The 12,306-nt window shown below is 48.3% G+C and carries 6 protein-coding genes; 1 reads left to right on the top strand and 5 read right to left on the bottom strand.

The window, feature by feature from the left end; translation table 11 throughout:
- Window positions 1–215 precede the first annotated feature (215 nt).
- The 5 genes from H5T88_01555 to H5T88_01535 form a co-directional block, all read right to left on the bottom strand.
- The gene (locus H5T88_01555) at window positions 216–3,992 is read right to left on the bottom strand and encodes a hypothetical protein (protein MBC7329024.1); all 3,777 of its coding nucleotides are present in this window, start codon (window positions 3,990–3,992) and stop codon (window positions 216–218) included.
- Between the two features lie 232 nt (window positions 3,993–4,224).
- Complete coding sequence (locus H5T88_01550; protein MBC7329023.1) at window positions 4,225–8,121, bottom strand: beta-galactosidase; 3,897 nt, start codon at window positions 8,119–8,121, stop codon at window positions 4,225–4,227.
- Between the two features lie 5 nt (window positions 8,122–8,126).
- Entirely contained in the window at window positions 8,127–9,413 is a 1,287-nt protein-coding gene (locus H5T88_01545) for a TldD/PmbA family protein (GenBank protein ID MBC7329022.1), read from the bottom strand.
- Window positions 9,410–10,852 (bottom strand): TldD/PmbA family protein, encoded by a 1,443-nt coding sequence (locus H5T88_01540; protein ID MBC7329021.1) that lies wholly within the window; start codon window positions 10,850–10,852, stop codon window positions 9,410–9,412. Before H5T88_01540 ends, H5T88_01545 begins: the two co-directional genes overlap by 4 nt.
- A 1-nt stretch (window position 10,853) precedes the next feature.
- A complete protein-coding gene (locus H5T88_01535) occupies window positions 10,854–11,690 on the bottom strand; it encodes a hypothetical protein (GenBank protein ID MBC7329020.1) in 837 nt (278 codons plus the stop codon).
- A gap of 203 nt (window positions 11,691–11,893) precedes the next feature.
- Here H5T88_01535 and H5T88_01530 point away from each other — a divergent pair, with 203 nt between their 5' ends.
- Window positions 11,894–12,133: a hypothetical protein gene (locus tag H5T88_01530; protein ID MBC7329019.1), complete on the top strand. Its 240-nt coding sequence runs from the start codon at window positions 11,894–11,896 to the stop codon at window positions 12,131–12,133.
- Window positions 12,134–12,306: the final 173 nt, after the last annotated feature.

Raw genomic sequence — 12,306 nt, 5'->3', positions numbered from 1 at the left:
GCTAAAAAACTTTTCTCTTACTCCTTAAGTTCTTAAACGAGGATTTGGAAACAAAGTTATTTAAAAATTATTCACCAATATTTACTTTGTCAAGTAAATCTAAAAATTTACTTACGGGAATATATTGAAAAAGTTTTCTTAGAAGAGAGATTGCTACACCTCCCTACAGGAGGCTCGCATTCTTAAAAATTGCTCTTCCCTGTTTTTGGACAGCCTCAGCCTTCTTCCTTAGGCGATAGCTTTATCCAGTCTATCTCGAATTGTATTCCCTCGCCTCCGCTTCCGGGGTCTAACCTTATCTGAACAATTGTCCCTTTCCACTCGGGAGAATCCGCAACCCTCACATTGTAGATATGCCACTCCCCATCTGGGATGATGGGGAAATGCATACTCTTGCTCTCCGTCATCCCCGTCTCGTCTTCCCTTGCCCAGAATATCTGGGCATCAGGAACCGCACCAGCGGGTAGGGGATAGAATTTAATCCTCAATGAGACAAAGGGATAATCCTTAGCTGATACCCGGAAGAAGGGAGATGTCATATAGGGGTCTCCGCCGGTTGACCTCCCCTTCAAAGTGCCTTCCGAAACAACAAAGGGAGCGAGATCGTGAGACTCAGACCAGCCTTCCGAATCGTTATCTACATTGAATTGCCAATCAGGCTTCGCTGTTAACAGGGGAGCCCTATTTTCCCTCGCTTTTATTCCCTTTATTTTCAAATTTATCGTGCCCTTGTCGTGTTTTATCTTAATTACCAAAAGCCCGCCGTTTCTCTCCTCATATCTCCACCATTCATCCGCCTCCATATTCGTTGATAATTCCCTCCCTTCTTTCAAAACAGCGGAAGGACGCTCAACGGGCGCTATGAGTGTGTAGGTAGAGATGGGTTTGCCTGGGACCGAACGAGGCGCCTTCAAGGATAGAAGTAGATTGTCAGATAGAAGAGTGCCTGAGATTGAGGGAGCCTCGGAATTGACCATAATCTTCTTATCGCCTTGGACAACAAAGAAGAAGGAATTTCCCTGTGGGTCTTCCCCGGGATTGCGAATCGTATATACATTCCTCGCAATCCCTGCCGGATTGAGCATCCCCGGGTCGCTCTTGGTATAGGTCATAAGATTGACGGAATCGGGATAACCGCCCTTATGCTCTCCCTCCGTCGTCTGCATCTGCATAGCACAAAGAGTAATTCCCTCCGCGATATGTCGCCAGGGATAGCTATCGTCGTATTCGGCCAATTTCAAAAGGGAATAGGCGTAATCAAGTCCGCACCATTGAACCGGTGTGCCGAACCAGGGAGCGGCGTTGTAGAAGCTCACCCCGAATATTGGTATAGTGGCATAACGCATCATGGTCGGGCGGTCGGGAGCGTTCCACATATAGACGAAGGGAAGTCCAGTCTTCGCCCAGAAGACCGCTCTCTTTAGATATTCCTTATCTCCCGTTATCTTATAAGCCTCAAGATAGAGGTGAACTCCATTAGCGGAACCAAGTATATCTGGGGCGTGGAGGGGAATCTCCCAAGTTTGCGCTCCCTCGGGACGGGTGAAATTGTCGGTTATGTAGTTGAGAGCCTTCAAACCTGCCTCCCAAGTGAGTTGATTGTTTGTGAAGCGAGTGTAGCGAAGTAGGGCTGTTGCCCTGCCATTTAAGAATGTGCAGGTGCCGATAGTCGTGTCGCCTTCAGCACCTAAATTTGGTCGCTTGGGATTGAACCTCCTCAGCATCTCCGTGTTTCGGGGGTCCATCTTGAATCCCCAACTGCCATCCTCCCTCTGCGTAGCCATATCAATTGCACATCTCTGGGCAAGGGAATTGACCTCACCTAAAAGTCGCTGATAGCGAGGCGGTATATCGCTCCAGCCACATAATTGAAGCTCCTCTTCATAACTGCGAACCTTTAAGGGCAAGGGAGGAACGCCGAATTTCTCAAAATAGAAGTCAACCGAATCGGTTATATCAAGAGGATAGCCTCCTATGAACCAGCAACGAAGGGAGAGCTTGACCTGGGGATTGAGAAGATAGGGCTCGCTCGCTTTTTCCTCGTTTTCTTTGACCCAGCGGGGAATGGATGGAAGGAAAAGACCGAAAAGATGGTTTTCCTCCCCCTCAAGCCAATTGGGAGAGGCGAAGAGAGCGGAGGGACAAACATTCACCCCATCCCATTTCTGCAAGGGGTCCCACATAATTCCCACGAGATGTTTGTCCTTCACCAAAGTCATAAGGGGAACGGTTATCTTATAGGGATGAGGAGCGTGCTGGTCGTTGAAGGGTGGGTCGGCGAATTCAGTGGATATGGAACTTTCCCCTTTCAGCATATAGAATAGCCCGGGGAAGAGGGCATAATCCTTATCCGAGCCGAACTCTCCCTCCCCAACATAGAAGCGAGGGCAATGAATGGCGAGGAGATGAACGCTATCCTCCGCGGATAAGTCCCAATCAACTCCTATGTTTTTATCGTTTTTCTTGGCGGTGAAGCGAATGTTCATTTTCCAATTAACGCCGTCATCATCCTTGAAGGCAACGGGGAAAATCAATTGGATTTCGTCTCCTGATTCCTTTTTCTCGTATCGCTGAGCGTAAAGCTGAATCTCCGCTTCCTTCCCATTCCTTCTTCTATAAATGAGATTGGCGAGATAGGGAGAAAGAGCCATTCTCATATAACCTGCCCTCGTATCCTTTACATCTAAGGCGAAAACGCCGTAGCCGAAGGGATTCTTGGGGAAGATTAGGCGGAGATTATCGTTTTGGAGTATCAAATCTCCATTTTTATCAATCAATTTTATGCCCCTTTCCCAAAGGACATAAGATGGGAAATGCTTGCTCACAACCAACAAAACCTCCTTTTCCTCTTTCCCTCCCTCATAATTGACCTGCAGCTTCAACTTATGGATTCCCTCTCTCATGGGCTTCAATTCCCAAACTATCTCGCTTTCGGAGGATGGAGGTATGCTCTCAAGTGCTTTCACTTTCTCCTTTATTTTGAGGAAAGGATTGGGGGAAAGGGAAATCGTGAGCTTCTTCGCCGTTGCCAAGCCTTCATTTGAGAGGAGGAGACGAAGCTCGTAGCTATCGTCTCTGAAGAGGACTGCTCTGGCGGTGGAGAACTGCTTGATTTTCAACGAGGGCTCATAAACCACGGTATAGGAGAGGGTATCCTCCACTTGGGGACTTGCATTCCAACTCAGTTGAAAAGCGACCTTTCCCTTGCTTTCTCCGGACAGCTTCCACTCTATCTCCTTTTCCTCCCCTTGCTTCAATTCAAGGTTTTTCTCGGAGGAATCAACTTGGATTCCGCTTGGTGGATTGAGCTGAGCTTTTAGCCCCCGCGCTTCCTTATCCCCAACGTTCTTGAAGGAACAAACGAAGGAACTCCCCTGCAGCTCTATCCTCTGAGGAACGATAAAAGGTCCCACTGAATCCACATAACTTATATCATCTATGATGACCTCACCATCATCGTTTCCACCTTCGTTGATGCGAGGAGCAACTTGAACCGAACGAACATCCTTCATACCAGTGTAGTCGTAGGCGATGGCGCCGAAGTGCCATTTGCCATCGCCGGCGAAGGATGAAGGGATTATAAAAGTAGTGCGAGCGGGACCGATTTCAAGGTTATCCTTTCCCATAGGAATGACATAAAAGCGCACATTGTCCTTTCCCGCCTTTTTGACCTTGAACCAGAAGGTGAAGACGCCCTTAAGGCGTGGGAAGAGGTCTCCGAGAGGCATTTCCTCTCCCTTCTTGCCCGTTGGATAAGTGCGATTAAGACCGGCGACGGAGTCCTTCTTGGCTTTAAGGAGTATGGCATATTTTCCGGAGTGGGATTCTGTTGTCAGCTTGACTTCGGCGTTTCCCTTTCCGGCGATATAGCCAATCCATCCCGTGGGAAAGGAATTTTGGATTTCCTCAAAACCCCCATTGCTGAGCTGTTGCGCCATTGAGGATAAGGCAAGGAGGATTGAAAGAAGGAAAAGAATCGTCCTGATTTTCATCGCTCATCACCTCTTTGATGTACTGATTAAATGATAAATTATTAAAGCGATGTAGTAAAGGAGGATTTTTGATTAAGAGGAAGCGAGATTGGCTTCGCCAACTTGCTTTCAAACCCGATAGGGTTTGAAACCGATATTGCGAGCCTTCCTTTCGGGAGGCTCGCAATGACATAGAGCTGCTCTCCTACGCAAGGATGCAATGGCAAAGAAGTGCCAGCCTTCGGCTGGCACTTTATTTCGGAATCAATTTTATCCTCAATATCTCCCCGAAACGAGCTCTCCCTTCTGCCTCCATATATAACTTTATCTGCACCTCTCTATCAATTGGTGGTAATGAGAAGGAAAGCTCTACATCCTTCAAGCGAGGGCAATTTTGGGGAATGGGATGCTTGGCATTTACCCCCTCTACCAGCAAGTAAACCCCACCCTTCTTTCCTCCTGCATTCTTGGGTGCTACCCATTCCGCCATTCCCGTATTCCCCACAGAAACCCGCATCTCTATCCTCTTCCCCTTCTTCACTTCCACAGTCCCATCCTCGGACAACTCAACCCATTTCCCCTCCCTATCCTTTATCCTGACCCAATTGAACTCCGCGTTCAAGTATTTATGAGGATTTGAACCGTTATAGGGAACATTTCCGACGGCGATGAGGGGAGTATTGAGGGAATTCGTTCCACTTCCCGCCGTCCTAACCCCAACTACTTTCCCTTCCTTCCTTGCCTCCACATATTTCGCCTTATTATCGTTATAAACTCCCTCGTAGTTCGTTGCGTGCAAATCCCTGTCAATCGTTATCCACAATTGTGGCTTTCCTATTTCCCTGGGAGCTTCAATTAAGCGAGAGTATCTTTGGAACACGAGGGCGGCGGGGCGTGGTGTGTTGTCCGGATTGATGATTCCGAAGTCGCTTCGCTCATCAACTCTGTATCCTCCGGGAAACCACCAGCAGGCTGAGCCGTTAGCCTGGGAATCCAGAATCATATCGTAAAAGCTGGCGTAATAATCCGCCTGTTTTTTCATATTCTCGGGAGTTATATCGGGATGGATGTTGAAGCCGAATTCAGCCCAGAAGACAGGCTTCCCCTCGCTGATGTAGCGGGCATAAGCGGTCGTGAATCCCGCCTCCTCTGGCTTCAATCCATACCCCTCGGGCGAGAGAAAATCCAGATGCTTCGCTTGCCCAATCATATCGTAGGCGAACCAACCAGACCATGAGGGTTGGGAGGCGGCGCGATTGCTTATCAGATGATTCGGGTCAAGCTCCCTTATCTTCCTCACCACTTTCCCATAAGCCTTGCTAACGAAATCATCCAAGAACCTGCTGTAGGCGCAAGCCATCCTCAGCCAGGGACCATCCTGACGCAATTGCTGGTCGGATGGACCAGTTACATTTCCCCTCTCATCCCTTGGAATGGGATAGCCCCAATCCTTCTCAGCGTTCTCAATGCTTCCATATCTATCAATCACCCATTTCTCCCAATCCCTATCCCACCTCTTCCTCTCATTGTATCCTCCCCAGTGAGTTTCCCATGCGATGTCATAGGCGAAAATGGTGCTGTTTCCTTTGAATCTGCCGTTCTTTATGAAATCAGTGAACAAAGCTTCGTCCTTGTAAAGAGGATGTGCTCCAGCTATGAACAAATTTACCTTCAAGCCGTGCTTCTTAGCTCGCAAGAGGAAATCGTTAACTTGGGGAACCTGCTCACGGTTGCTGAGCTGAATGCTCACCATATTCGCTCCCAGCTTCTCAAGGAGGGCGAGGTTCCTCTCTATAATCAATGGGTCATAAAAGCCTGGGCTTAACCAATGTAGCCAATACTCCGTTCTCTCCTGTCCGGCGATGTAGGATGGCCAGTAGTTCATACCGTGGGGATACCATTTCTTGCCTTTGAGATAGAAATCGCCATTCTTTATGTAGACGAACTCTTCCTTGGGGTCGTTTGGCGTCTCCTGAACGCTTACCTCCTGCTCAATAACATCAACCAATTTCCCTTCTTCCCAGAGCTCTCCCCTGACTGTAAACGAACCTACCTCATCAGCGGTTAGCTCCCAGGAGACGAGAGCGCTTCCCATAGGGGGAATGGTGAGGGGTTTGCTTTCGCTCCATATCTCCTCCTTGCCTCGGAAAATCCTCATCCTAAATTCCGCATTTTTCTCGCTTTGGGAAAGGTTACTAATTTCCCCTCCCAGCTTTCCCCTGTCTCCCAGGAAATAGGAGAAGTATTCCGCACCCGCCTTGACGAGGAAGAGTCCATCCTCCATTCTTTCTATTGTTTTTCTAATTAAAGAGAAGAAGAAATCCCAGTTCCTCTCTATGAAATTGGCGTCCTTTATCCCCATTTGGGCGAAGATGGAGCCGAGATATGGAGGAACAAAGTTGACATAGAGGGAAAGGGCGAAGCCGCGGGGATTATTGTCTTTGTCATAAGCCTCTAAGATGGGAATGAAGCGCCCCGACCTCTGCCCCTTGAAGCCAAGCCCACGCATCCGAAGGACAGGAGAAACAAGGGAAAATCCTCCCTCCAACTTGCTATCTTCCGAAAGGAAAGCCTGTGTGGAGAAAGCTTTGATATAAGCCATGTCGTCAAGCTCGTAGTATTTATACCAAGGGGAGAGGGTCTCAATTGTTGGAAGGGAGGTGTCGGGTTGGGGTGGATACTCTGCTTTCGCTGAACCTATCTCCGCTATCCAGATGGTATGGGGACCGGGTGAGAGATTTGTGTTATGTCCGAGCGCCACGCCGATGGAAAATGATTCAGCGTTCTGAGGGTTGAAGCGGTCACCCGGACCACCCCTCCCCTTGCTGGGATTATCTGGCCAATAGGGAAACTTCTCGGGAATGAGAGCATAGTATTGCCAAGAGGTGGAGAGGGGAACGGTGGCAATCCAGCGAGAGCCGTCCTTTTCCCGCCACTCAAATAGCATAGCCTTCGTGTTCTCATCTCCCTTAGCCCAGAAGCAGGTGAGGTTTTGCCCTTCTGGGAATGGCTCCTTCAAGGGAGGGGAAGCCAGTGTATCCCAGCCAGTTAGATTTGAGACCTCAAACTTCAAAGAATACATTCCCTCTTTCGGTCCCTCAGGGACGACGCTGAATTTAGCTGGAGAGGACAAATCGTTGGAAGCCCTTTTCCATTGGCTCAAATCCTCTTTCCCGAAATCAATGATTATCCTTTCCGCTGGCGTCTTCGCTATCTCCTCTTGGAGCCTTTCCCATCTCTCCATTTCCATTTTTTGGGATTTCGTGAAGATGGGACCACCGAGGCAGAGGAGATTTCCGCCCGCCTCAAGGAAGGATAGGAGATTTCCCTTCGCTGAAAGCGGGAAGAAGCTTGCATCGGGAAGGATTAAAAGAAAATAATTTTCCCTATTGAAAGATTGGCTTTTGATGGATTGCTCATCCAAAAGCTCCACCTCTTTCCCCAATTTTCCGAGCTCCCTCGCCAATTTCTCTCCTAAATCGCGAGGATAACCCTCCTCATCGCTTCGGAAAATTGCTATCCTTTGCCCTCTACCACCAGTTAATCCCATAGGTGTTCCCTCAAAGCTAATTTTTGAGAAGACAACATCCAAGCCAGCTGCCCTCAAGGCGATCTTTCCTCCTTTCACAGCCTGGGTGGAGGGAGGATAATGGAACTCAATTTGATAAACCGCCTTGTTTTCCCCGAGCTCGCTTATCTCCCCCCTTATCCCCTGTGGATTGAATTCCATTTTCAATAAATAATCCTTTGCATAATCCCAAGTGAAGGGCTTTTCCCCTCTTTTGACCGGCAATTTATCCTCTATCTCCGCCCGCCATATTCCGCTCCTCATCTCCGCCAGCTCCCCGTATCGCTCTCCCTCTGGTCCCTCAACGAGGGTCAATTGCCAAAAATTGGAAGGAGATAAGTAAAGCATTATTCCCGCTAATGCCCAGCCACCCTCAATAGTGCGGGAATTTACCCTCAATATAGCCTGAAACTTCCCTTCACCGTAAAACGGCGATTCAGTTGGGATAGCGATAGAGTTCATCTTCCCATCGCTATATAACTCTCCATCCCTTTGATTGAATTTCCCCTCAATCGTATTCCATTGAGAGGCGAAAAGACAAAAGGAAGATAAAAGAAGGAGCGTTAGTAAGAATCTACCCATCAATATCACTCCCTGGAAATCCCTGTGAAATTGAATCTATTTAGCCTAATGGGAGGGACAAGGGAATGGTCTCCTCTTTTTGCCTCCTTGCCAATAAGCACTTTATCAGAGAAGGCGTTTACGAGGTTCTGAGTGAAGCGGAGATTTCTCAGGGGATATTTGATTTTTCCTTTTTCCACGAAGAACGTTCCATCCCTGGTCATTCCCGTGAAGATGAGGAGCTTTGGATGGACGATGTTGGTATAATGGAAACGAGTCACGAGGATGCCCTTATCCAAGCTCCCTATCAATTCCTCAAGAGAATAGTCCCCGGGATAGAGAATCATATCGGAGGGGAAGGGAACTCCACGCATTGAATGACCGGTTGATTCCTTACCCTCCTTATGAGCGGTGAAGGAATCGTAAACCACCCCCTTAGCTATTCCCTTATCAACCAAAACCACTTTCTGCTTGGGCACGCCCTCCCAGTCAAAGGGGAAAGGCAGCTGGGCGTTTTCGGCGTCGTCTATGAGCGTTACGCTTTCATCAAATATCTTCTCGCCTATTTTCCCCTCCAAAAAGCTCCTTCCCTCCTGCATAGCTTGGGCGTTGAAGCCAAACCAACCGAAGAAGGACATTATCTCATCCACTGCATAGGGAAGGAGGACGACATCGTATTCGCCTGGCTCTATTTCCCTGGGATTTATCGTCATTAAAGCTCTTTCAACCGCCTCCAAAGCCAGCTCCTCTGGATTTATCATTCTCCAATCGTAGGTTTGGATGGAAGCGAAACCACTTCCATCTTCCTTAGTCGCTACGAGGCGAAAAGCGTATTCGCTCGTAGGGGCGGAAGAATCTATGCCAAGCGAATTCAGGACGCACACATCTCCCTGCCTGCAGAAAAGAGAGCCGGAAAGCTCCACACTCTTCTTCTTCGCTACTGCTATCGCAGATTTAACTATCTCGCTTGCCTCAATTGGCGAAGGAGGCTCAACGAAGATTGAGGAAAAACGAAGAGGGGATGGCTTGGGGAGGGAGACGAACTCAAGATTGGGAGGGGAAAGGGAAGCTATAATCTCCGCTCTTTGAATCATCTCCTTCAATGAAGATTCATCGACTAAGTTAGAGGAGGCTTCACCAACTCTTTTATCCATTACAACTTTTACGCTTGCGTAGAAACCCCTCTCCTGAATGGACTGGTGAACGCTATTTCTCGTGAATCTTATGAGATAATGGGAGTAATCCAGCACATTTACCTGTGCTTCTCCCTTCGTATTATGCAAGACGAACTTGGCTATCTCTTTCGCCCTCATCTCTTCATCACTCCAATTTTCACATTTTGGAAGCGGGCGTAGGGAACTTGATGCCCTACATACATTGCTTGCATCGGCTCCCCCTTCCCGCAGTTAGGAACGCCAAGAAGAAATAGAGTTGATTTGTTCGTTAATGCATCAAGTGAATTCCAGAATTGGGGAGTTATCCCCGTATAGGTGGGATTTTTCACCATCCATTTCACCTCTCCATCCTCTATGAGCCAACCAATCTCGCCAGCGAATTGGAAATTAAGCCTCTTATCATCTATTGACCAAGAGGAATACTCCTCAATCAACAATCCCTTCTTCGTCTCCTGGATGAGCTCATCAAGGGAGAAATCGCCCGGCTCCAAATTTATATTTGTCATCCTTATTATCGGGAGATTGCGGTATCCATCAGCCCTCGCGCAGCCACCCGATTTTATCCCCAGTTTATAAGCTGTCTCTCTTGATGTGAGGTAGTTCTGGAAGATACCCTCTTTGACGAGCTCTATCCTCTGCGCCCTAACACCCTCGTCATCATATTCAAAATGACCGAGGGCTTTCTCCAATGTCGCATCAGCGACTATGTTGACGAGAGGGCTACCGTATCTGAAATTCCCCAACTTATCCCTCGTTAGGAAAGTGTCGCCAGCGAAGGATGTTTCATAGCCGAAGACCCTATCGGCTTCCGAGGGATGACCACAGGATTCGTGAATTTGGAGCCCAAGCATTGATTTTCCGATGATTAACGCCCTTTCCTCCGATGGGCAGGGAGGAGCATTGAGGAGTTCCTCAGCCTCCTTCGCTATTCTCTCTGCATTCGCTGGGAGGTCGAGGCTATCAACGAATTCCCATCCCGTCTGAGCGTAATTCCCACCTAAAGCGGGATAGGAACGCTGCTGGCTTTCATTCCCCTCCACCGCCGTTGCGGAGATTCCACCTCCACAGAGGGTGATTATCTGCTCAATATCCCCTCCTTCGCTTGAGGCAAAGAGCTTCTCCTCTTTCAACGAGTGGAGAATGCTCTCCCGCACCTTTATTTTATCGGAGACATTCATCAGGCGGTCGCATTCCAAGAGAAAGTCAACTTTATCGGGGAGAGGGATATCAAATGGGTCTTTCTCATAGGGGAACTTGAAGCTTCCTTTTCCCGGCTCCTCCTCCGATAGATTAACATCCATATGCCCCGCATTATGGGCTCCCTTCGCCATTTGAATCGCCATATCGGCTGTCTCCCTTGCGGACTCGGGGTTAAGTTCGTTGGTTGAGGCAAAGCCAAGCGCCCCCTTCCAAATAACCCTCAACCCCAATCCCACTTCTTCCTGAATCTCTATTCTCTCTGGTCTGCCGTTTTTAACATAGATTTCCTCCGATTTCCTCCTCACTATTCTGCCATCGGCGAAGGAGGCACCTTCCTCAAGAGCCCTTTCAATTGCTTTCATCAATATTTCCTTCATATCAAACAAACCTCCCTTTTATCCCGGTTTTCCTCTCCTCCTCAATCCTCCTCCTCCCCAGCTCAAAGAAAGGTTGAGCAAAATCCGTTGTCCAGGTTCGTTCCTCAAATGTTCTCTGCTCCAAAGTCTTGAGGAAACCCTCTATTTCCTTGAAATATGAACCGTAGATATGGTAGGAATCGGATATATCCACATATCTTCCCACAAACACTTTCTTCCCTATCCTCTCTCCGATTTTTTCCGCAATCAATCTTTGCAGGTCAGTTAGGGCGAAGATGTTCATAAAGGCTGCTTTGAACGCGTCTCTGCTGCGCCAGTGGGTATTCATATTGAGGTAGAGTTTGCCATCTTCTTCAGCTAATCTGCACCAGATTCTCTGCAGGCAGGGAGGGTCATCTGTTTTGGGGTCAAGGTGGGGTTTCCATGTGATTGCTTGGGCTCTGCGGGAATAGGGAACTTTGGAGAGCTTATCTATAATATAGGCGATTTGGTCTATCTTCTCCTCGCCCACTGAATAGGAAAAGAGACGTTCGTGGTAGGTGTAGGTCCATTTCCCCTCCTCAGGGTCAATCCAGTAATCGTGGACGCCTTCAACGACCTCAAGCCTATATATCTCTAAGTCCTCCAAACCACCGGGGAAACAGCGGTGGATGCGTGGCTCAGCAAGTGGTTGCTCAATGATGATTACCATAGTGCAATCTCGGCTAGGGGGGTCATCGGGCTTATCGTATTCCGTTTTTATCCTTATACCCTCATTCCAGACGGCAAGGATAGAGTTTTCCCAGGCTTCGGGAAGCGTCCTGCCCCTGGCGGTCAGAACTGGTATATCAGCGGGCAAAATATCACCTCCTTTTCAAGAAAATTTTATATCATACTGAGAAGTTTGAAAATCGTTTTTATCCTCGGTAAAAACGAAGAGACCCTTTGTTATGGAGAGAGATAGCGAAGCAATGCACCCTATGGTCCTATTTTTAAATTAGTATTGACTTATTTCCCCGCTCAGCTTATCATTAAACAAACTTTTAGAAAGGAGGCAGGCATATGGCAACGCAAAAGTCTGTGAGTCCTGCGGTGGCGGTGATAGTCATCATCATCGTCCTGGCTATCATCTTCGCCGTCTACTGGTGGACGACCCACAAGCCCGCTGCATCCCGTCCTCCCACGCCTATGATGCCGGGAAAGGGAGGTATGAATATGCCAGGCGGTATGAAGGGGATGCCTGGCGGAATGATGAAGGGTCCAGCGGGACCCCAAACGCCGGCTCAACCAGCGGGACAATAGTTGTAGGATAGTTTCAAGTTACTCCGTTAGCGAGTGAAAAAGTAGCGGAAGGTAGGAGGGGTTTATGCTGAACAACCCCTCCTACCTTCTCTGTTTTAGAGAGGTTCAAGGAAGCGGGGTGATATCGGGACGAAATAGAAGTGAAAATCGGACACAGAAAATTAAAAAACTAT

The sequence above is a fragment of the bacterium genome (genome assembly GCA_014360495.1).
Taxonomy (GTDB): Bacteria; Armatimonadota; JACIXR01; order JACIXR01; family JACIXR01; genus JACIXR01.
Note: the sequence above shows the minus strand (reverse complement) of the source record. Positions and strands in the feature narration are given on the sequence as shown.